18 protein-coding genes are annotated in these 23,128 nt (G+C 40.2%); 9 read left to right on the top strand and 9 right to left on the bottom strand.

What is annotated here, in order from left to right; translation table 11 throughout:
- Positions 1-215 precede the first annotated feature (215 nt).
- The 3 genes from ACE1AT_RS07795 (at position 216) to ACE1AT_RS07805 (ending at position 4,048) form a co-directional block, all read left to right on the top strand.
- The gene (locus ACE1AT_RS07795) at positions 216-1,085 is read left to right on the top strand and encodes a DUF5895 domain-containing protein (protein WP_374866964.1); all 870 of its coding nucleotides are present in this window, start codon (positions 216-218) and stop codon (positions 1,083-1,085) included.
- 383 nt (positions 1,086-1,468) lie between these two features.
- On the top strand, positions 1,469-2,581 hold the full coding sequence (locus tag ACE1AT_RS07800) for a response regulator (protein ID WP_374866966.1): 1,113 nt from the start codon (positions 1,469-1,471) through the stop codon (positions 2,579-2,581).
- A 78-nt stretch (positions 2,582-2,659) separates the two neighbouring features.
- Positions 2,660-4,048 (top strand): aldehyde dehydrogenase, encoded by a 1,389-nt coding sequence (locus ACE1AT_RS07805; RefSeq protein ID WP_374866968.1) that lies wholly within the window; start codon positions 2,660-2,662, stop codon positions 4,046-4,048.
- Positions 4,049-4,108: 60 nt separating this feature from the next.
- Here the strand turns inward: ACE1AT_RS07805 and ACE1AT_RS07810 are convergent, their stop codons facing one another.
- The 3 genes from ACE1AT_RS07810 to ACE1AT_RS07820 all read right to left on the bottom strand — a co-directional run bounded on the left by ACE1AT_RS07810 (position 4,109) and on the right by ACE1AT_RS07820 (position 5,665).
- A complete protein-coding gene (locus tag ACE1AT_RS07810; protein ID WP_374866970.1) occupies positions 4,109-4,705 on the bottom strand; it encodes a sulfite oxidase-like oxidoreductase in 597 nt (198 codons plus the stop codon).
- 130 nt (positions 4,706-4,835) lie between these two features.
- Positions 4,836-5,012 carry a 50S ribosomal protein L32 gene (rpmF, locus tag ACE1AT_RS07815; RefSeq protein ID WP_016862721.1) on the bottom strand — a complete coding sequence of 59 codons (177 nt, stop codon included), beginning with the start codon at positions 5,010-5,012 and terminating at the stop codon, positions 4,836-4,838.
- Between the two features lie 215 nt (positions 5,013-5,227).
- Complete coding sequence (locus ACE1AT_RS07820; RefSeq protein ID WP_374866972.1) at positions 5,228-5,665, bottom strand: hypothetical protein; 438 nt, start codon at positions 5,663-5,665, stop codon at positions 5,228-5,230.
- A gap of 397 nt (positions 5,666-6,062) precedes the next feature.
- Here ACE1AT_RS07820 and ACE1AT_RS07825 point away from each other — a divergent pair, with 397 nt between their 5' ends.
- Entirely contained in the window at positions 6,063-7,949 is a 1,887-nt protein-coding gene (locus tag ACE1AT_RS07825) for a caspase domain-containing protein (RefSeq protein ID WP_374866974.1), read from the top strand.
- Positions 7,950-8,107: 158 nt separating this feature from the next.
- On the opposite strand, the gene ACE1AT_RS07830 is transcribed toward ACE1AT_RS07825, so the two are convergent.
- Entirely contained in the window at positions 8,108-8,485 is a 378-nt protein-coding gene (locus ACE1AT_RS07830) for a Mo-dependent nitrogenase C-terminal domain-containing protein (protein ID WP_374866976.1), read from the bottom strand.
- Positions 8,486-8,982: 497 nt separating this feature from the next.
- Between ACE1AT_RS07830 and ACE1AT_RS07835 the strand changes: the two genes are divergently transcribed.
- Positions 8,983-10,185, top strand: coding sequence for an anion transporter (locus ACE1AT_RS07835; protein ID WP_374866978.1), 1,203 nt, complete (start codon positions 8,983-8,985; stop codon positions 10,183-10,185).
- Positions 10,186-10,220: 35 nt separating this feature from the next.
- Here ACE1AT_RS07835 and ACE1AT_RS07840 read toward each other — a convergent pair whose 3' ends face one another.
- From ACE1AT_RS07840 to ACE1AT_RS07860, 5 genes are all read right to left on the bottom strand, one after another.
- Positions 10,221-11,276 (bottom strand): Bpu10I family restriction endonuclease, encoded by a 1,056-nt coding sequence (locus tag ACE1AT_RS07840; protein WP_374866980.1) that lies wholly within the window; start codon positions 11,274-11,276, stop codon positions 10,221-10,223.
- Entirely contained in the window at positions 11,251-12,468 is a 1,218-nt protein-coding gene (locus ACE1AT_RS07845) for a DNA cytosine methyltransferase (RefSeq protein WP_374866982.1), read from the bottom strand. Before ACE1AT_RS07845 ends, ACE1AT_RS07840 begins: the two co-directional genes overlap by 26 nt.
- Positions 12,469-12,668: 200 nt before the next feature.
- Entirely contained in the window at positions 12,669-14,441 is a 1,773-nt protein-coding gene (locus ACE1AT_RS07850; RefSeq protein ID WP_374866984.1) for a ribonuclease J, read from the bottom strand.
- A 556-nt stretch (positions 14,442-14,997) separates the two neighbouring features.
- Positions 14,998-15,882, bottom strand: a complete 885-nt coding sequence (dapA, locus tag ACE1AT_RS07855) for a 4-hydroxy-tetrahydrodipicolinate synthase (RefSeq protein WP_374866986.1) — start codon at positions 15,880-15,882, stop codon at positions 14,998-15,000.
- A gap of 146 nt (positions 15,883-16,028) precedes the next feature.
- Positions 16,029-17,072, bottom strand: a complete 1,044-nt coding sequence (locus ACE1AT_RS07860) for an aspartate-semialdehyde dehydrogenase (protein WP_374866988.1) — start codon at positions 17,070-17,072, stop codon at positions 16,029-16,031.
- A 1,025-nt stretch (positions 17,073-18,097) separates the two neighbouring features.
- On the opposite strand from ACE1AT_RS07860, the gene tig reads away from it, so the two are divergent.
- The 4 genes from tig to ACE1AT_RS07880 all read left to right on the top strand — a co-directional run bounded on the left by tig (position 18,098) and on the right by ACE1AT_RS07880 (position 22,964).
- Complete coding sequence (tig, locus tag ACE1AT_RS07865) at positions 18,098-19,546, top strand: trigger factor (protein ID WP_374866990.1); 1,449 nt, start codon at positions 18,098-18,100, stop codon at positions 19,544-19,546.
- Positions 19,547-19,895: 349 nt separating this feature from the next.
- Positions 19,896-20,591 carry an ATP-dependent Clp endopeptidase proteolytic subunit ClpP gene (clpP, locus tag ACE1AT_RS07870; protein ID WP_374866992.1) on the top strand — a complete coding sequence of 232 codons (696 nt, stop codon included), beginning with the start codon at positions 19,896-19,898 and terminating at the stop codon, positions 20,589-20,591.
- Positions 20,592-20,600: 9 nt separating this feature from the next.
- A complete protein-coding gene (clpX, locus tag ACE1AT_RS07875; protein WP_374866994.1) occupies positions 20,601-21,941 on the top strand; it encodes an ATP-dependent protease ATP-binding subunit ClpX in 1,341 nt (446 codons plus the stop codon).
- Positions 21,942-22,052: 111 nt separating this feature from the next.
- Complete coding sequence (locus ACE1AT_RS07880; RefSeq protein WP_374866996.1) at positions 22,053-22,964, top strand: alpha/beta fold hydrolase; 912 nt, start codon at positions 22,053-22,055, stop codon at positions 22,962-22,964.
- Positions 22,965-23,128: the final 164 nt, after the last annotated feature.

A 23,128-nucleotide genomic window follows, 5' to 3' on the forward strand; every position in this document is an offset into this window, starting at 1 on the left:
ATCTGCTTGATAAATGTGTTTGGCGTCGATACACAAGGTATTATTGTTTAACTTCCTTGCCTGGGGTGCGATCGCCTAATTTTTGCCTATTTTCTGTCCTAGCAAACTATGGACTTATTGTGTCTGAATTAACAAAAGCCACTATCAACACCAATTCTCTACAATTTTCTTAAACTGGATTTGCAAGACACTCACCAATGCTCAAAACAAAGACAATGAAAACATCTGGAAAATTCGACTTTGAGGACGATAAGTTTAACGCACCGCCTTCTCAAGTCCTCCCTTGGTGTCAGATGATTAATCCTCGGTATAGCCAAGATCATATTCAGTCTTATGGTTTAGCAATCAAGCTGGATAATGCCCATGCTGTGGGGTTTCAGCCGGATGAAAATTGGCAACAAATGGAACACGAATTTAGCTCCGGTTCTGAAACAGTATATATCACTACTACCCCACGCTTAGTAGTTGTGCGACGCGGGCCATTGTCCGTCAAAGACCGAGAAACTGGTGTCAAACTAGGTACACTAAGAGATAATTATGACGCTTTTTTAGCAGATAAACTTAAATTTAAAACTTTTACACGGTATCTAATTTTTGTAGTCGGAGAAAATAAACAATTTTTGCATGAATTCCCACTACAACTTACTTTGAATGGCGCAGCCGGAGCAAGTTTTAGTAAATCCTATTGTGAATATCAACAAGGCAGAATTACAGGTGGATTTCTCGCGGAATTGGAAAAAACCTATGCTGCTTACCGCAAGTTACCTTTAACACCAAAAGGGCCATTATTTCACGCTCACGGCATTTTTTGCCCAATTATTGACTCAGAAGAAAGAGGTATTGAACCAAATACAGTTTTGGTTGCTTCTACTGTGGATTATAAACATCCCACGGTTTCAACTTTAACCCAATATCTCATAGCTTCTGATTCTCCAGAATCGGAGATAATTATCAAAAATTACGAAGAATATAAGGAGTTTGGCAAAGAACCTATTAAAGCAGAACCACCGAAGATGGTAGCGGCGGGGGTTTCTAATTCCTATATTTATCCTGATGAGGATGATTTTGGTTATCCACCCTATTAAATTGGGAAAATGGTTCAAGGAAAAGGTTAAAGGGATGTAGATGTACATGAAAATATGAATATTTTTACACTGCTACACCCCTACACCCTTTTTTGAAGTTAACGTAAAATAAATATATTTTATGTGATGAGAGTTAGTGATGATCTATTGCTTGATAAAAAACAGGAATTAGGATTTTTTGGCATTTTTGACTTGATTTTTCCCAGTTTTTATCAAAAAAATCTAAAAAATATTTGTGAGTTTTAATTATTCTTTTAACGTAATATTTTTAGGGGCAAGAAATAAAAGTAACAATTGATTAGCTAAGAACAATTTTAGAAAAATTTAGATATCATTAATACTAATAAAATCAAATATAAATTAACTATTACTGAATTTTATAGATGTCAATGATTACACAAGGTTCTTACTCAGATACAATACTGGTAGTCGATGATTCTCCTGATAACGTATTTTTGATCAAAACCATATTGGAAGAAGAAGGCTATACAGTTAGCACAGCAGAAAATGGTATTTCTGCATTGGCGAAAATTGCTGAGGCTACTTTCGACTTAGTATTATTGGATCTGATGATGCCAGGGATGGATGGTTATGAAGTAACTAAGAGGATCAGAGAAAATAAGAGTTTACCGTTTATCCCGATTTTACTGATAACAGCTCACGATTCACCCAATGTCGCCCAAGGTTTAGATTTGGGTGCTGATGACTTTATCCGTAAACCTGTGACAGTGGATGAGTTGTTAGCAAGAGTGCGATCGCTTCTGCGGTTGAAGCATAGTATTGATGAACGAGATGAAATCGCCCGCCAAAGAGAAGATTTCGTCTCTCGTCTCACCCACGACTTACGCACACCTCTGGTTGCAGCAGAACGGATGCTAACACTACTTTCGGAAGGTGCTTTGGGAAGTTTATCAGCACCGATGCAGGAAGTGATCACGATCATGGGACGTAGCAACACCAATTTGCTAGCGATGGTGAATACTTTACTAGAAGTGTACCGTTTTGAGGCGGGTCGTAAAACCCTAGCGTTTCAGCCGATTGAATTGGGACAATTACTCAAAGAAGTTGCAGGTGAACTAACTCCTTTAGCCGAAGCAAAGCAACTAGCACTCTTATTGGATTTTGATGAAGAGTCTAGTAAAAGTAAAGTTATTGGCGATCGCTTAGAATTACATCGCCTCTTCACCAACTTGATCGGTAATGCGATCAAATTCACTGATCAAGGTTCTGTTACCATCACTCTTGTACCGTATACCACCGATGGCGACAATATAACTATCAAAATAGTAGATACAGGTTCTGGTATTCCTGTTGAAGAACAAGCAACTTTATTTGAACGATTTCGCCAAGGAAGTCATAAGCGTTCTGGTAGTGGTTTGGGACTGTATCTTTCTCGACGAATTGTGGAAGCACACAAAGGAAGTATCGAAGTAAGTTCAGAGGTTGGAAAAGGTAGTATATTTACTGTGAAGTTGCCTTTAACAGTGAACAGTTAACAGTGTAGACGCGTCAGCGGCTTGCCGCAGGCTACAGTTATCACTTAATCCCCATAAATATATTTTTTGAGAGATAAAATGATTTCGGAAGCGTCAATTATTGATATTCTTAATCAACAGCGAGATTTTTTTCAAACAGGCGAAACTCAATCTTTATCTTTTCGGATTTCTCAACTCAAACTTTTACAGCAATTAATTAAAGAAAACGAAACAGCAATTTGTCAAGCTTTAAAAGCAGATTTAAATAAACCAGAATTTGAAGCTTGTTTTTCGGAAATATTATTAGTATTCAAAGAATTAGAATTTTGTATCAAAAATCTGAAGAATTGGATTAAACCTCAAAAAACAAGAATTCTCTGGCAATTACTTCCGGCTTCAACAAAAATTTATCCAGAACCATTAGGAGTCGTTCTAATTATTGGTACTTGGAACTATCCTTTCCAGTTAGTTATTGCACCATTAATTGGAGCGATCGCAGCTGGAAATTGTACTATTATCAAACCATCAGAAATTGCTCCGAATACATCTAGTTTGATTGCCAAGTTGATAAGTAAGTATTTTCAACCAGAATACATCAAAGTTATAGAGGGAGGTGTGGAAACAAGTCAAAAATTATTGGCGGAAAAGTTCGATCACATATTTTTCACTGGTGGTACTGCTGTGGCAAAAATTGTTATGGCAGCCGCAGCCAAACACCTGACACCTGTTACCTTAGAATTGGGTGGCAAAAATCCTTGTATTGTTGATACAGATATTCATGTTCAGCATACTGCTAGACGTATTACTTGGGGAAAATTTTTTAATAATGGGCAAACTTGTCTAGCACCAGATTATTTATTAGTAAATAGCAAGATTAAAGAAAAATTATTAGCTGAAATTAAAAAATGTATTCAAGAATTTTATAGTGATAACCCTGCTATTAGTTCTGACTATGGCAGAATTATTAATCAAAAGCAATTTGATCGAATTACAAATCTTTTAAATAGCAGTAAAATTATTTTTGGCGGAGAAACAAACCGAGAACAACTTTATATTGCTCCAACATTAGTAGAGAATATTTCTTTTGCAGAACCCATCATGCAAGAGGAAATTTTTGGCCCTATTTTATCAATCATCGAATACACTGATATATCAGAAGCGATCGCTCTCATCAATTCTCAGCCCAAACCTTTAGCTTTATACCTATTTTCTCACAATAAAAATCTCCAACAAAGAGTTTTACAGACAACCTCATCTGGTGCAGTGTGTCTGAATGAAACAGTCATGCATATCGGTGTCTCATCTTTACCATTTGGTGGTGTAGGTGATAGCGGTATCGGCAGTTATCACGGTAAATTTAGTTTTGATACCTTTTCTCACTATAAAAGCGTATTATCCAATCCCTTCTGGCTAGATTTAAAATGGCGATACGCTCCCTATACAAAGGGCAAATTATCTTTTTTAAAACGAATGCTTGGATATTACTAAATAAATTATGAATTATGAAATTTTTATCATTCATAATTCATAACTCATAACTCATAATTTTTACAAACTACTATAACGCTCCTCTGCCCAAGGTTCGCCCCGGTGATGATAACCGTTGCGTTCCCAGAAACCCATTTCTTCACGTCGGAGAAACTCTAAACCATTGATCCACTTCGCACTTTTCCAAGCATAAAGGTGAGGAACTACCAATCGCATCGGACCCCCGTGTTCTGCGGGTAACGGTTCACCAAATAATTTAAAAGCGAAGAAATTTTCTTCTTTGAGAAAATCTTCAAGAGAAATATTGGTAGTATAACCACCGTAGCAATGTTCCATCACATGGACTGCTTTCGGGTCAACTTCAATTTGCTTCATGAAGTCCGTTACCTTGATTCCAGTCCACTTAACATCGAGTTTAGACCAACGGGTTACACAGTGGAAATCAGCAGTAAATTCATGCTGAGGTAACGACATCAAGTCTGACCAAGTAAAAGTCTTGGGTGTCACCAAACCCCATACCCGAAATTCCCATTCATCTGTGCTGACTTGAGGAGTAGCACCATAAGTTAAGACAGGAAAACCCTTAGTCAAATATTGACCGGGTGGAACGCGATCGCCTTCTTCCTGCGTCGGTTTTTGAAAAAACTTTCTTACCATAGTCACCAGAATAATAGGTCTTCTGAAGACACTTTAGTTTTTATATAAGTACTTGGTAATCGGTCATAGGTAATGGGTAATAGGTAATGTATTTTCTCAATTACCAATTACCAATTACCAATTAGCAGTTTTACGATTCCTCTTCTTCCTCTTCTTCAGCAGATGGATAGACAAAAGTAGAACGTCCAGTCAAAATCGACTTACCAAGGGAGAGAGCTTTTTGTGCTTCTAGACCAGCTTTACGTCTCCAGGTAGCTCGACGCTTGTCACGTTTGGATTTAGATGTTTTCTTCTTTGGAACAGCCATATTAGCGGATAACGCAATTTTTGACAACCTTATTATTCTAAATCATCAAGGGGTTTTTGGTGGTTGGTCAATAGTCATTCGTCAATGGTCAATGGTCAACAAATTAAAAGTTCTTAATTTTGACTTTTGACTTACCCTACCCTGCGGGAACGACTTTGTCGAACGGGAAGCCGCTTGCGCGTCTATGACTTTTGACTTGTTTTGTCCCCGATCCCCTACTTAGCAGTTTGATTAGTAGTTGCAGTGGGGCTTGTGGAATTCTCGCCAAAATATAGAAGTGATCGCGCGGCTTTAAAATATTTTGCCCAACGTCGTGGATCGGGACGATTACGCCACTGGGGACGAGTCACTGCTAATTCTAAAACTGGTGCGATCGCTCCGTTGTTTTGTACGGAGATAAATATGGATACATCTGTTACTAAAATATCTTGATCAAAGCTACGTTGAGCCGCCGCTCTTGCAGCGGCTTCTGCTCTTTGCAGTAGGGTTTCGTAGTTTTCTTCTGGTAAGCGATCAATAGATAAGTCCACTCTGGCGGTGTAAGCTCGCACAATCTGAGGTGCGATCGCGCTCGTTGCTAGCCAAATAGGAGTTGCAGTACCCAGTAAAACTACTGCGTGGGCTATCCGGATTCTCTTGGCAATTAATGGCATAAGTTGAATAAGTCTTTGAAAAAAAATCTTATTTTCAAAGAAAATTCTGCATGATGACTGATGACTGTAACTCCTCATGACCTGTATACTCCTCATTATGAAAATTTTCTGTGATTCCAAAATCAGTAATTTCGCTTATAAGCAAGTAACAAAAATGATGTTTAATTTTCTCTCTAAATGGAGATTCATCCAAATTTGAAATTAGGAATTAGGAATTTGAACTCCCAACTCCCTAGAACTCAAACTCTTATGGAAGAGGGTAGCAAACTCCAAACTCTTAGTTAACAATTCCGAAACCTTTCGGTAACTAAAACGATAAAACAATAGGTTAGCTTTGTTTTTTCAGCAAAGCCAACCGCGATTTTAAGTAAGCAAAAAATAACCGGCAGAAAGTGCGATGGCAAATAACTGGGCGATCGCTATTGGCGTAAATCAATATCAATTCTTTCAACCGTTAGGATGTGCTCAAGCAGATGCCGAGGCATTCAAAGATTTTTTGGTAATAGAAGCAGGTTTTTTACAACAACAGTGTCTACTTATGACAGACACTTCACCGCCTCTAGGTGATAGACTGACTTATCCTACAAAGGAAAATATCCTGCTTTTATTAGAAGATTTAGCAGCGGCATGTTGGCAACCCCAAGACAGACTGTGGTTTTTCTTTAGTGGCTATGGCATCAATCACAATGGCCAAGATTACCTGATGCCTATTGAAGGCAAATCCGCTCAGATTGAAGAAACTGGCATAGAGTTGCGAACATTGATGCAAAGTCTGCAAAATGCTGGCCTTGATACAGTAGTACTGCTTGATATTAACCGTGCTTATGCAACTCAAGCAAATACTCTCATTGGTCAAGAGGCAATTGAACTAGCGCAAGAATTACAAATTCCCACTATTATTTCTTGCCAACCAGAACAATTTTCTCACGAAAGTACCGAACTCGGTCATGGATTTTTTACAGCAGCAGTCTTAGAAGCTTTGCGCTCTGGCAATGGTAACACCTTGGAGGATCTCGAAAGATACTTGAGCCTCCGGACTCCAGAACTCTGTCAACACTACTGGCGTCCAACGCAAAATCCTGTTACCATCATTCCCTCCAGAAAGCAAGGAATATTACCAGGATCACAAACAAATCATCGCATCACAAATACAAGCGCGATCAACTCTCAAGAAATCTTAGCCGCTTCCCTGCCATCATCTTCGCTGCATTCGCATTCTCATCAATTAGCAACAAATGCGATCGCTTGGAATGGAGTCGGACATGGTTCTCAAACCAGCCTTTACAGTAGCGCAGAAGAAAATTCCAACTCACCACCGACAAACTACTCACAAGCAAAACAGACAGCGACAGCCAGCACCTCTATTTGGAAACCACTACTGTGGTGGGGTGTAAGTGCAATCATGGTTGTTGGCTTGCTTGTAGTGGTTTTTCTTCGCAATCAAGCAGGTTTTAGAACTGTAGAGATTTCTCCAACTACAACCAAGACTACCAATGATGACAGTGAAACAGAAATTTTGCCTGTATTACCAGATAGCACCGGGAGTACCAAGATTATCAAGACTTTACCAAGTGTTCCAATCCCTCTACAAAACAATCAAGTACAAAGCAATCAAATCAAAAACAATCAAGTACAAAACAATCAAGTAGCAGTATTGACTTTTCCTACCTCTGAGTTAGCCAAGCGTAAGCAAGCGCTGTCAGACTTAGAAAAAATGTCACTCGAAGCAAATCAAGCCAGCGATCTCAGCTTGGCGATCGCTAAAGCCAAAAAAATCAAACCCGGCGATTCACGTTACGAACAAGCACAAACAAATATTCAAATTTGGAATGGCATGATCTTAGATTTAGCCAAAAATCGTGCTAAACAGAGAAAGTATGCCAAAGCTATAGCTGCTGCTGAATTAATTGGTCAAGATCAGCCAAATTATCTGCTAGCACAAGCAGCAATTAAACAGTGGCGCCAACAAGCCAAGCAATATGTTGCCAATCAAACCCTTTTAGATGCTGCTAACGGTTTAATTCAGCCAGGACAAGCTTCTACTTATAACCGTGCGATCGAAGTTGCTAAAAAAGTTTCACCAGGTGAACCAGGTTCCGATCAAGCCGGAAAATTTATAAATAAGTGGAGCGAAACTATTTTGGAACTGGCTAAACGCCGCGCCTCTAGAGGAGAAACTAAATCAGCAATTGGAACAGCTGTTCTCATTCCAGAAGGAACATCAGCCTATAACAAAGCTCAACAAGCCATCCAAAAATGGCAAAATGGCAAATTGCAGAAGTAAGGGATTGGGGATCGGGGATCGGGGACAAGGGAGACTTATCAGTTATCAGTTATCAGTTATCAAATTAAACTGCTCACTGTTAACTGTTAACTGTTAACTGTTAACTGATTCATGCCCCATGCCCAATCCCCGATCCCCGATCCCTGATCCCCGATCTCTCAACAATACTGGGAAACATCTTCGCCGCATTCATCGGCTAAGTAACACAGCGCTCGGAAACGCAAGCTCACGACTTCTTCGTATAGGGGGTTGAGCTTGCACATGGGTGGTATGTGAAATAAGGTTCGACCAAATAACTTGACATCACGCTCAAATGGACATTGAGCAGGAATGATATGACACAAGCGGTGTGCTAATTGGCGATCGCTAACTTTAACGTGGTCTAGCCACCGACGTAGAGGCTTGAGAAAATCAAAATTAGGCTTGGAAACTTGGTGGTTTAGCTGGATAGGACTGGTATGACTGGCTTCAGTTGGATTTAGCGATACCCAGCTAGCGAAAAAAATCTTTTTTGTGGTATTGTTGAATACCTTCATGATCTATTCCTCTTTTTCCTTGAGGGTCTTCACCACTTCGATGAAGTTATACAATGTAACAATCGTGTTTCCCGGAAAATTCTTGTTTCAACAGAGATACTGTCTAGTATTTGAGTGGCCACTTTGAGCAGAACTTTCTTTTTAACTACGTCAAGTTAATCGCAATTTCCCCAGGATCGGAAGTGTGATTGTATTATTTTCTTAATAACTTGACATAGTTAAAATTTTCATAAAGTCATCTGTCTAAAGACAGATATTACTGTAACATCTACGAACTTTTTTTGCAGAAAATTCATAAAATATTTTTCCAAGGATTTTGGTAAATTTAAATACTCCGCACCAAGGAATCGCTTTATTTGTTAGCAACTTAAAATGCTTTGCACCCGGAGTTAATAGAGGTACAAGTCTTTTGGTCGCTGCTTTTCGCTTCTTTGCCCCTGACTTTAATAATTTCGCCTTCCTAATTCAGAGTCAGGAATTAGGATTACCAGTCAAAGATGTTACCACATATCCATCAATTTGCCACTTATATTTTTTTAGGATTGACCTATCTGGGGTTAGCATTGGGCTACCTACCTGGTTTACGCATGAATCGGGCTGCGATCGCCTTGGTGGGTTCAGCCTTTTTAATTGCTTTGGGTGTACTAAGTTTGGAGGAGGCTTGGCAAGCAATTGATCCCACCACGATTGTGTTCTTATTGAGCATGATGGTAGTAAACGCTAACTTATCCTACGCAGGATTTTTCCCTCAAGCATTGTCACTGCTTTTACATTTCACCCGCAGTCCTTTGGGGATCTTGATCGCCTTAACTTTTGGTAGTGGTATTCTTTCCGCCTTTTTTTTGAATGATACATTGGCGCTAATTTTTACACCACTCACTTTGAGCCTAACTCAAGCTTTGAGATTGCATCCCATACCCTATTTGTTGGCGATCGCAGGCGCAACTAATATTGGTTCTGTCGCCACTTTGAGCGGTAATCCTCAAAACATCTTGATTGGCTCCTTTTCAGGCATCCATTATCTGGATTTTATGCGGGCGATGGCTCCAATTGCTGTAGCAGGGTTAGCAATTCAAGTAATTCTACTGTGTTTACTTTACCCAAATGTACGCTCGATTGTGCCTTGCGAACACTTATCTACAAAGAAAAAGCGCCTCTTTAAACCTTTATTTTACAAAACCTTAATAATAACCACCGGATTGTTAATTGCTTTTGCTGCTGGTTTACCTTTAGCAGAGTCGGCTTTAGTTGCTGCTAGCTTATTACTGATCACCAGGCGAGTCAAACCCCAGCGTGTTCTTAACAAAGTCGATTGGAACTTACTGGTGATGTTCTCTGGACTATTTATTTTGAGTAAAGCGACTCAAAAACTGAATTTACTCCAACCTTTTACTTATGCAATCAACTCTGCTGCTGGTTTGTTGGGTGTAACAGCGATTTTGTCGAACTTAATTTCTAATGTGCCGGCGGTACTGCTGTTGCATCCTCTGATTCCTAAAGATGATACCCAGTCTTGGCTATTGCTCGCAGCAGCGTCAACTTTAGCAGGTAATTTGACTTTATTTGGTTCAGTCGCAAACTTGATTGTCGTAGAAGCAGCGGTGGAGTTGGGTTACAAGCTAACTTTTTGGGAGCATTTACGCTTTGGTGTGCCAGTGACGGTGTTAACTTTGCTTTTGGTTTTTGTGTGGATTCATTAAATATATTCAGTTAGCAAAGAAACTAGAAAAAGCTATTAAATTAGCCAACCACGTTGAAGTCCTTGTTCTATACCACCTGTCCAATCTGTAGTCAAATGCTCTCGGACTGTAGAAAATAGATGCCAAACTACCTCAGCATCAATTGGATTCTTGACATAATTATCAAGGTATCTATATTCTCTGTCAGTATTTTTTTGTTTTCGTAATATGTAAATTTGATCAACTTTGTATTTTCGCAAATTAACTGCATCGGAAAGCTTGAGCCACTCCATGACAACTATGTAAAGTCCGTTTGGATTTCGAGCCTTCAATTCTTCAGCTGCTCTAGATGAGCCTTCTAACATAGTCTTATCAAGATAAGTTTTACATTCTATAGCAACTACAGGTATATCAAAGAAATGTACTTCAGCTTTACCAGCCTTCAAAATTCCACTGATGTTGGATAAGCTATCAGCAGGTAATAGCACTCCACTTTCAATTAAGTTGCTTTGATTTGTGTCTAGTTTATTGACAGTTTCAGAAGCATCTTCTATTAATTCATTAACAGAAAGTTCTCTGTTTTGTTCTACATCTGAGTCTTCAGTTTGTATTTGAGACAACCCAGATTTGCTTGTTTGTAATGAAGCAGAAATTGTTACTCCTATAACAAAATCATGATCTTTCCTTTCGATTTTTGCATGAGGTGTCTCTAACATTTTGGGATAACTGGGAGCTGCAAAAAAAATATCCTTGAACGTATGAGATTTTCCGATCAGCGCTCTCTCACCAAAATCACTAACTATATCCTTAAACAAATAATATAAAAACTCTTCTAAAGCACTGGAATGTAAGTTCGACCTAGAATCAAATTTTTCAGCATAATGCTTTTGGTCGATAAAATCTTTGTAATTCTCGAAAAGAGCTACACGTTGTTTCACGATATCTTTATCAGTCTCAGATGAATTGACACCTGGACCGCATAAATCCATGTTTTGTTTATGCCAATGATTGTATTCGTGACGAATTTGAGCTAAGTATTGCTTACTGTCACCATCCTGATATTTTTTTCTGTGACTTTCCTTAGCACTAATATTTGCTCCGTGAACTAACATAATTTATCTTGTAAGTTTTCACAAAATTATCAGCTATTGCTTTTCCTAACAATGGCGGTACAGCATTACCAATTTGATTATATTGACAAAGATGTTTTTCTTCCGTTCGACCTTCTCTCTGAAGTAATTTATGACTCACAACAGTCGGCTTACCTTTAAATACAAACCAATCTGGAAAAGATTGAATTCTTGCACCTTCTCTTGCAGTAAAATTTCTATTTTTATAGGGATGTACAAAATTTGCATAAAAAGATGCAGGAATAGTATGACATGGTTTGTGAGGATGTAATCTTCTACTATTTTGGTCATAAACTTGTTCAGATATAACCCCATTACCATTTCTTTTATAGGGTTTTAAATGTTTAGGAATATCAGAAAGTGAGTCTCCCCAAGACATTAGTTCAAAACGTTCTATAGTTCGTTTTGAATGTTTCATGGCTACATGATTATAGACTTTTTGAGAATTAATTCTACATTGGTATTGGTAATCATTAGTAGGTTCTTTATCATATTCCATTTCCTCACAACCTTCTCTAGCGTCGATCTCAGGTAAATCTGAAATCGCTTCCCATAATGTAGGACATCGCTTGAGCTTATAGTCAAAAATTTGTAATTGTTCAGTATCTGTAAAATAATGAGTAGGTTCTGGGAAAGGTTTTATAAGCTTGATACGGGAAGCAATCACAAATAGTCTGCGCCTGATTTGTGGTATTCCATATTTAATAGATTCTAGAATATCGATGTATACGTGATATCCTAATTCTTCTAACTCTGCTTTTATAATTTCAATCACTGGTTCTCCTGATAGTGTCTTAGCACTTATCAGACCAGGTACATTCTCCATAATTAATAACTCTGGTTTGAATATTCTTCCTATTCTTAAAAATTCTTGGAATAGAGAGTTTCGAGGGTCTTTTGGATCACCTGCATTTTTTCTACAAATCGAATATCCTTGGCAAGGTGGTCCACCTAAAATAACATTGGGTAAATTATCTTTAAATGCATTTATTAGGTACTCATCTGAGAACTTTTGTATATCTCCTACCAAGACCTTTGCATTTTTGTGATTGTATGCAAATGTTTCCGCAGCCCATTTGTCTTCTTCTATTGCTCCAATAATGGAATTTCCTGCTAACTGGAAACCTAGACTAAAGCCACCAGCACCAGCAAATACATCGAGTACTTTTAGCAATTAAATCTCTCCTTAATTCAAGAAAAACTTAATTTGTATAACATATTTTTATTATCAAAATTGTTTAGCTATATTACCTGTTAATTAGCTAGTAGTAAAAGAATTTGTCTAAAATAAACAATCAGGGGTAGGTAGCAGTGCTACGCAACCCCTGCAAGAGCGGGAGAACCGCCCACAGCTAATTTTGAATTGCTAATTCTCTACGATGCTACCTGAGCAGCTGTACGAGTCCGCCGTCTTCGACCATCAGCAACTTTGACGGGTGGTTCATCAGGAATTTGCATCAATAATGTCAGTGATGGTTGACATTGCAATTCGCGACGAATGGAACGCGCTAGTTCTCGTTCTAATACTTCTTGCAATCCACCCCAATCTACTTCTGGTTTATCACTTTCAAATCCTTGGGCAAATTCTGGCCAACGCACGCTGAGGATTTCTTCGATTCGCTGTTGTACCCATTTTTGCAGAAGCGATCGCTCGATACTTGTGACTACACCCCGCAGGTGAATTTCTGGTTTCGCCATCAGTTTACCAGTCCAATCAATTGCTGCGGCAATGGTAACAATACCTTCTTCTGCCATTTTCTGTCGTTCTTGCAAAACTTTGGCGCTGACCATACCAGAACTGGAAGTATCTACTAGTTCCAAGCCAGATGGAACTTTTCCTGCTACACGAATTGATTCTTCTGTCAACTCTACGATATCGCCATTCTGGATAATCACCATATTCTCGGCTGGAACACCTGCATTCCGAGCTGTTTCCGAGTGTTTCACCAACATCCGATGTTCACCGTGAACAGGTAAGAAGAACTTAGGACGAGTTAAGGCCAGCATGAGTTTCTGGTCTTCTTGACAGCCATGACCGGAAACGTGAATTCCTTTATCCCGACCATAGATGACGTTTGCGCCTTGCATCATCAATTTATCGATGACATTAACAACGGCGATCGTATTACCAGGAATCGGGTTAGCAGAAAAGACAACTGTGTCCCCTTGGCGAATTTTTATATGGGGATGTTCTTTTCTGGCAATACGTGTCATGGCTGACATCGGCTCACCTTGAGAACCAGTTGTCAAAATTAGCACGCTTTCATCTGGAAGATTCCGGATGGCATTCAAGGGCTTGAATACATCATCATTACACTTGATATACCCAAGATTGCGAGCATGGGCAATCAAATTCAGCATCGAACGTCCCACAACTGTGACAACACGGTTATGCTTCTGTGCTAACTGCAAAATCATGTTGATGCGGTGGACACTAGAAGCAAAGGTTGTCACAAACAGTCGGCCTGGAGCTTGGGAAAAAACTCGATCCAAATTGGGATAAACTGCGCGTTCTGAAGGGGTAAATCCGGGGATTTCAGAGTTAGTCGAATCACTCATCAAACACAGAACGCCTTTTTCCCCATGTTCGGCTAAACGCTGGATATCAAAACGTTCGCCATCTACGGGTGTATGGTCAAATTTAAAGTCTCCTGTGTGGATCAGGACACCGAGGGGGGTATGGATGGCGACGGTGAAACTGTCAGCAATGGAGTGGGTGTTACGAATATATTCGACAAAGAAATGTTTCCCAATTCGTACGACATCGCGGGGAAGGACGCTTCTTAATTCTGTGCGATCGCGCACTCCTGCTTCTTCTAATTTACCCTCTAGCATTGCCATCGCTAGGCGAGGGCCATAGATCACAGGAATTTCAAATTGTTTCAAATGAAAGGCAATACCCCCGATATGGTCTTCATGACCATGGGTAACAATCATGCCTTTAATTTTATGGCGATTTTCCCGCACATAAGTCATGTCTGGCAAAACAATATTGACTCCATGCATTCCATCTGTGGGAAACGCCAACCCTGCATCTAAGAGGATAATTTCATCTTCGTACTCAAAAACACAAGTGTTTTTGCCAATTTCATGCAAGCCACCCAAGGGAATTATTTTGAGGGCGGAATTAGTTTCGTTTTTAGTCATTTTCTCCTGAGATTGTTCTTTGATCGTTAAAATATGAGGATTTATCGCTCTTTTAAGACAGTTAAAAATAAGTAGATCGGCGCAAATTAAAGTTAACTGGTTAAGGTCGTCATTTGTTCGACTCTACGAGAAGCCGTTAAAGCTTCTATGTCATTGGTAAGGACTTGGTGCGTGTTTTCTGTTCGTAACTCGCGTCGTCATTCTATTTACATTCATCTACTTATCTGTCTATTAAAAATTCAGCTATAAGGTAGTTCTGTGTGACAGAAAGAAATTTAAGTATTCAGCGAAAAAAATTAAAATTGTTAGTGAATACAAATTTTTCCTGCAACATACATGCCTTTTGCTTTCTTATAATCCTGTTTTTATGAGCTTTTTTATTGTTTCGATATATTTGATAAAACTAACTTTACACCAAAGGTATTATTTGTAATTTTTCTTTCGTAGCATAGGCTTTGTACCTGCTACATTGTCAAAATTACTGAGAATTTTTATTGGATTCTTTTCAACGTATCTTTAGAGTGTGAAAGTAGCTGAGATGAGATTTCACTTTGATTTAGATCAAACTAAGTTCTTTCATCACAAATTCCAAGGTTTGAGTAACTTTTGCATCAGCTTCGCACAAAGGCGGACGCGTTGAACCAACTTCCCAGCCTTGAAGTTGTAATGCTTTTTTGACTGGAATGGGATTTGTGGTTACAAACAAAGCTTTAAATATAGGAAAAAGCCGCAGATGAATGTCGATAGCGACTTGATTTTGACCCGAATTAAAGGCTTGAATCATCTGTTGTAGGTCGTTGCCTACAAGATGAGAAGCAACACTAACTACACCTTTACCCCCGACTGCTAACAATGGCAAGGTTAAAGAATCATCTCCAGAGTAAATCTGGAATTCTTTTGGTGTCAAGCGACGAATTTCACTCACTTGATCTAAGTTTCCGCTTGCTTCTTTGATACCAATAATGTTATCGATTTGAGCTAATCGAGCAACTGTTTCAGCACTGAGGTTTTGACCAGTACGACCCGGTACGTTATATAACAAAATAGGTAAGTCACCAGAAGCTTGTGCTATGGCTTGAAAGTGTTGGTAAAGTCCCTCTTGCGGTGGTTTGTTGTAATATGGAACAACTTGTAAAGCACCGTGTACTCCTATTCTAGCTGCTTTTTGAGTAGCGGCGATCGCTTCTTTGGTGGAATTGGAACCACATCCCGCCATCACCAGTGCTTTTCCTGCTACTGCTTCCAATACAACGGAAAATAGCTGATATTCCTCCTCCCAACTTAACGCCGGAGATTCTCCAGTCGTGCCACACACCACCAATGTATCAGTACCGTTATTTGCTAGATGATCTGCTAGTTTTGCTGCTACATCATAGCTGACACTACCGTCTTCCTTAAACGGCGTAATCATTGCGGTTAAAACTCTACCGAAATCTACCACCCTTTTCTACTCCTGATTTTTTGTTTTTTGTGTTTTGGTGGTTCTTTATTGTAATAACCTATTTGCAAATTACTTTCAAGGGTAAACTCTTGGTTGTTGGTTGTTGTTTGAGAGATATTTCCCGATTACCAATTACCGATTACCAATTACCCATTAACCAATGAAAGAGTTGGTTTGAGTAAACTTTTTTCTACTAACAAATCCGCAATTTGTACGGCATTCAATGCCGCACCTTTGCGGATTTGATCACCACATAACCACAGTTCTAAACCGCAAGGATGGGAAATATCCTGACGAATTCTGCCCACTAAAACTTCATCACGACCTGTGGCTTCAAATGGCATGGGAAAGTAATTTTTCTGCCAATCTTCTACCAATTTCACACCAGGAGATTTACTTAAAATTTCTCTGGCTTCATCTGGGTTAAACGGAGTTTCAAATTCTAGATTAAGCGCTTCTGAGTGAGCGCGCAGTACGGGAACCCGTACACAAGTAGCAGTAATTCTGATATTTTGATCTGCAAAAATTTTCCGTGTTTCGTTGACCATTTTCATTTCTTCTTCGCAGTACCCCAAATCATTCAAAGGGGAATTATGCGTGAATAAATTAAAAGCCAAAGGATAAGGAAATACTTCCGCGGTTGGTTGTTTGCCTTCTAAAATAGCACTAGTCTGAGTTTGGACTTCTGCCATTGCTTTTGCACCCGCACCACTGGCAGATTGATAGGTGGCTGCGACAATGCGTTTGATGGGTTTGATTTTATGCAGAGGCCACACTGCTACTGCCATTAAAATTGTGGTGCAGTTGGGGTTCGCAATAATACCTTTGTGACTGGCTGCTGCTTGGGGATTCACCTCTGGAACAACTAAAGGTACTTCCTCATTCATGCGAAAGGCGCTGGAATTATCTATGACGACAGCACCTTTTTCTGTGGCTATCGGCGCCCAAGTTTTTGAGGTTGAACCTCCCGCACTTGCTAGTACTATATCGACATTTTCAAAGGCGCGATCGCTGACTGGCTCTACTAATAAATTTTCTCCTTTGAACGGTAGTTTTTGCCCTGCGCTACGTTCTGATGCCAATAATTTTAATTTTGAAACTGGAAAATTGCGACTTTCTAATAATTCCAATAACTCCCTGCCGACAGCACCTGTCGCGCCCAAAATAGCTACACAATAGGAATTAGACAAACTAGCTTCCTCCTTAAGGTTTCTTCTGGAATTTTTTCTGAATCAATTTAAAATTGATAATTTACGCATATATAAATTACACAACAGACTCTAAATAGCTTTACGAATTTTAATACTTTACCTTTATTTAATCTTTATTTCTTAATTTAATACATTTATTTTTTACTGTTACAAAAGTTGTATTGTTATTTACAACAATTAATAACTATTATTTTTTTAACACATTTGTATCATAGATTGAAAATTATACAACAAACTGTCATTTTAGTGGTAGTCATTTGATTATGACTCATTTTTAATTAAAGAAATGAATTTGAAGTAATTCTAACTGCTTGGTATTTTACGCTGTCAACGATATCCACTTAACTAAATCAAAAACAAAGCCAGTCCCAGTGGCAAATGTACTATGCTCCAAATGCATAAATATCAACTGCGTAGACGGTAAAGTCAAGCCACCATCCTGCTTTGAGATAGATGCTTGCACAGCGCCGTGGGGATGGAAAATGAGGTCAGGAGTAATTTACTCTCATCAAATCACTAATTTCCAATATCCAACCCCCTTTTTCATATTTCCTGGTGTACGCAGTTCACTAACAACAACCGATTGAGAACCAGGATACCATGCTGCTAGTTATGTTGGTTAAAACTCTTGGTTAAGTATTAGTATTAGCTTTTATTGGCTTTTAGTATATAGAGGCATAGATACATACTCTCAACGAGTGATAGTCCTAACTGATCGGGGATGGGACTCCCCCACCGCCCCGCCATTTATCTGACGCTGCTCTATCAGGTCAGGCGTGAGGCTTCTGTCGGATTAAACTAATTTGCGCTAAAGTGTCAAGAGCTTTCGCATTAGCAGTAAACTGGATCTCTGTTCATCAACACAGGTTCAATTTCAAGCTGACAAAGCCTTGTGGGTAAATTTCCTCCCAATTTAGGAAAAACCCATCATACGAGAAGTGTGACGTCTGTGTGTAGAAGCAAGAAGTAAAAAAATATTAGCAGAAAGCAAATAGAGACAAAGCATGAAAGTTACCCAGGAAAAACTCCCCTCCAGTCAAATCGGTCTGGAAATAGAGATTACACCAGAAAAAACCAAGCAAACCTACGAACAAGTTATCCAAAACCTCAGCCGTTCTGCCAACATTCCTGGGTTTCGTAAAGGTAAGGTGCCACGGCAGATACTGCTACAGCGCCTGGGTACAACTCGAATCAAGGCAGCAGCGCTAGAAGAACTTATTCAAGATGGCATTACAGAAGCAGTTAAACAAGAAGATATCCAGGCGATCGGGCAACCACAATTACGTTCATCGTTTGATGACTTGATTAATAATTATGAACCTGGTAAGCCCTTGACTTTTTCGGCTACTGTTGATGTACCCCCAGAAGTCAACTTGACTCAGTACACTGATTTGGAAATCAAAGCAGAAGAAATCAAGTACGACCCCGACAAAGTAGATCAAGTCCTAGAAAATGAACGCCAACAAATGGCAACATTGATTCCTGTAGAAGGACGCCCAGCACAACTGGGGGATATTGCCGTAGTTGACTTTAAAGGCGTGATCGCCAAAGCTGAAGGTGATGACGAAGCAGCCGAACCAGAACCGATACCTGGCGGCGAAGCAACTGATTTTCAGGTAGAGTTACAGGAAGATAAATTTATTCCTGGTTTTGTCACAGGCATCCTGGGAATGAACCCCACAGAAACCAAAGAAATTTCTGCGACTTTTCCCGATCCGTATGCCAATGAAGATTTAGCCGGGAAACCAGCTATTTTCACCGTCACTCTCAAAGAAATAAAAGAAAAAGAACTGCCAGAGTTGAATGATGACTTCGCCAAAGACGTCAGCGAACACGAGACTTTGGCTGAATTACGGGCTTCCTTGGAAGAGAAATTCCAAAAAGAAGCCGAACAAAAAACCAAAGGTAATAAGCAGGAAGCCTTGTTGAAGGAACTGCTTAAGCATGTAGAAATTGACTTGCCAGAAACAATGATTGAGCGGGAAGTCGATAACATGCTCACACAAACAGCCATGCGGCTTGCACAACAAGGGTTAGATGTCAAGAGATTTTTTACCGCCGATATCATTCCGCAATTACGTCAGCGTTCTCGTGATGAAGCGATCGAACGTCTCCAACGCACCCTAGCCCTCGAAGAAATCGGCAAACGCGAGTCTATCGAAGTTACCAATGAAGAGGTCGCCACTAGAATCAAAGGACTCTCTGAACAGTTATCTGAGCAAGATTATGATCCAGACAGACTGCAAGAGTATGTCAAAGACGAGCTGCTGACCGAAAAAACTATTGACTGGCTGCTGGAACATGCAAAAGTTGAACTTGTACCTGAAGGTTCTTTGAGTGCAGAAGAATCTCCAACAGAAGAAACAGCCGAAACAGACGAAAGTGAAGAACAAATCACCATAGATGCTGAAGCCACAGCAGTCACAGAGGAAGCCTCAACAGAAGCAGAATAAATTTAGGGATTAGGGATCGGGGATCGGGAATCGGGGATCGGGAATCGGGGATTATTGGGAATTAGGAGTAGGGATGGTTCATAAAATTCAACAATCAACCCCTATCCCTTATCCCCTATCCCCTATCCCCTATCCCCTATCCCTTATCCCTTATCCCCTATCCCTCATCCCCTATCCCTCATCCCCTATCTTCTCTCACCTAGATTTATGCTGTATTCACACGAGAAGAAATTATATGAGGCATAATGGTTAACACATACCTAAAATAAAAAACCATTCGCTCATCACAGGCAGCATATGCTGTCTTACCCACTGTTACTGTTACATTTAAAGTCAAACATTTGTCTGTATGCTTGTATCGCAGTCGGGAAATTACCCAATCAGCAGTTTGAGTCCATTTGAAATTCGCGCCCAAAACGGTCCGAGTAACATCGTACCGATGGTGGTAGAGCAATCTGGCATGGGAGAACGAGCCTTTGATATCTACTCCCGCCTACTGCGAGAACGAATTATTTTTTTGGGAACGCCAATAGACGATACGATCGCTAACTCGATTGTTGCTCAGTTGTTGTTCCTAGACGCCGAAGATTCTGAAAAAGATATTCAGCTATACATAAATTCTCCTGGCGGCTCGGTATATGCTGGCATGGCAATATATGATACAATCCAGCAAATTCGTCCTGATGTTGTGACCATTTGTTTTGGATTAGCCGCAAGCATGGGAGCATTTTTACTAGCAGCTGGAACTGCGGGTAAACGTATGTCTTTACCTGATTCGCGGATTATGATTCACCAACCTCTTGGTGGTGCTCAAGGTCAAGCAATTGACATAGAAATTCAAGCCAGGGAAATTCTTTACATTAAAGCAAAGTTGAATCAGTTACTGTCACACCATACTGGTCAAGGATTAGAAAGAATAGAAGCCGATACTGAACGGGACTTTTTCATGTCGGCTGAAGAGGCCAAAAATTATGGATTGATCGATCAGGTCATCACCAGGCAAAATCTTCCCGCAGCAGGGGAAAACGTCACCATTCTGAAATAAGAGGCTGGTATGTCTAAGTACGACTCCCATTTAAAATGTTCGTTTTGCGGCAAGTCTCAGGAGCAGGTGCGTAAATTAATCGCTGGACCGGGAGTCTATATCTGCGATGAATGCGTTGACTTGTGTAATGAGATCCTAGACGAGGAGTTGCTCGACACAAATAGCGCGACGTCTCAACCAACACAAAAGTCAGAAGATACTCAAAAACGCCGTGTCCGCTCCTCCAATCTCTCGTTAAATCAAATCCCCAAACCGCGAGAGATTAAAAATTATCTAGACGAACATGTGATCGGGCAAGACGAAGCCAAAAAAGTACTATCAGTCGCCGTTTACAATCACTATAAGCGACTGGCGATCATTCAGTCCAAAAACAATGGCAAAAGTGGAACCGATGATCCTGTTGAGCTACAGAAGTCCAATATTCTGTTGATTGGCCCTACTGGTTGTGGCAAAACTCTGCTAGCTCAGACTTTGGCCAAAATTCTGGATGTGCCGTTTGCTGTTGCTGACGCGACTACCCTGACAGAAGCAGGATATGTGGGCGAAGATGTAGAAAATATTTTGTTGCGACTGCTGCAAGTAGCAGATTTGGATGTCGAAGAAGCGCAACGGGGAATTATCTATATTGACGAAATCGATAAAATTGCTCGCAAGAGTGAAAACCCATCGATTACAAGGGATGTGTCTGGTGAAGGTGTACAGCAAGCTTTGCTGAAAATGCTTGAAGGAACAGTTGCTAATGTACCTCCCCAAGGTGGACGCAAGCATCCTTATCAAGACTGCATCCAGATTGACACCAGTAATATTTTGTTCATCTGCGGCGGTGCTTTTGTTGGCTTAGAAAAGGTTGTAGATCAGAGAACTGGTAAAAAGTCAATAGGCTTTGTGCAACCAGGAGAAGGTCAAACAAAAGAAAAACGTGCAGCAGATACTTTGCGGTATTTGGAACCGGATGACTTAGTCAAATTTGGCATGATTCCAGAATTTATTGGACGTGTGCCAATGGTAGCAGTGGTAGATCCACTAGATGAAGAAGCGTTGATGGCAATCTTGACTCAACCACGTAGTGCGTTAGTCAAGCAGTACCAGAAACTACTGAAAATGGACAACGTTCAGCTGGACTTTAAAGCAGAAGCTTTGCGAGCGATCGCTCAAGAAGCTTACCGCCGTAAAACTGGTGCAAGGGCGCTGCGGGGTATTGTTGAAGAACTAATGCTCGATGTCATGTATGAGTTACCGTCTCGTAAGGACGTGACTCGCTGCACTGTCACGCGGGAAATGGTAGAGAAGCGTTCCACTGCCGAACTATTAGTACATCCTTCTTCCCTACCCAAGCCAGAATCAGCATAAACTAAAAGTCAGGGGACACGGCGACAAGGTGACATAGGGACAGAATATTCTAACCCTCTCCATCTCCCAATCTCCCCACTTCCCCCTACTCCTCACCACCTCCTCGTGGAGATGACTTACATTAATATCCGTGGCGTAGAGCATTATTATGAGTGGATACGAGAACCATCCACTATTTCTCAACCTAAACCAGTGATGGTTTTTGTGCATGGTTGGGCTGGTTCTGGTAGGTACTGGCAAAGTACTGCCGCAGCTTTGCTTGAACAATTCGATTGTCTGCTTTATGATTTACGCGGGTTCGGGCGTTCCCGTGGTAAGCCGACTGTTGTCACTAAAGCTAGTGAAGCCGTTGTTGAGTCCGATTCACCGCCAGAAGAATCACAAGCAGTTACAGAATTAACTTACGAATTAGAAGAATACGCGGATGATTTAGCAGCGTTGTTAGATTCGTTACAGGTTCAACGCGCTTATATCCAGGCTCATTCGATGGGCGCTTCCATCGGTACTCTATTTCTCAATCGCTATCCAGAACGAGTGGAAAAAGCAATTCTTACGTGTAGTGGTATTTTTGAGTACGATGAGAAAGCGTTCACAGCCTTTCATAAATTCGGTGGCTACATTGTCAAATTTCGTCCTCAATGGTTGGGAAAAATACCGTTGGTAGACAGGATGTTTATAGCGCGATTTTTGCATCGCCCCATACCAGCACCAGAAAGGCGGGCTTTTTTACAAGATTTTCTCGTTGCTGATTATGATACAGCTTTAGGCACAATTTTTACTTCTGTAAGTAAAGCTGCTGCTGAATTAATGCCGCAGGAATTTAGTAAGATAACTGTACCGACGCTGCTAGTGTCAGGAGAATATGACAAAATTATTCCTGCTGAGATGGGACGTCAAGCAGCAAAACTGAATCAAGCAGTTGAACATGTGATCATTCCCAAGACAGCCCATTTCCCGATGTTGGAAGATGCACCAACTTACTTAAAAAAGGTGCAAGAATTTTTGTCAATGGTCAATGGTTAAGACTCTCATCATATAAAAATACGACTGCTTTTCCAAGCTTTTCAAAGTAAGCGATCGCTCTGTTGTTACGAGGGTTAAAATAAACATTAGAGGCTGCTCAAGAGACTATAATCTTTTAGAGATTTAATGGTCAATGGTCAATGGTCATTTATCATTTGCTATCA

Origin of the sequence: Pelatocladus sp. BLCC-F211 (assembly GCF_041928655.1) — a bacterium.
In the GTDB taxonomy this organism is placed as follows: Bacteria; Cyanobacteriota; Cyanobacteriia; order Cyanobacteriales; family Nostocaceae; genus Pelatocladus.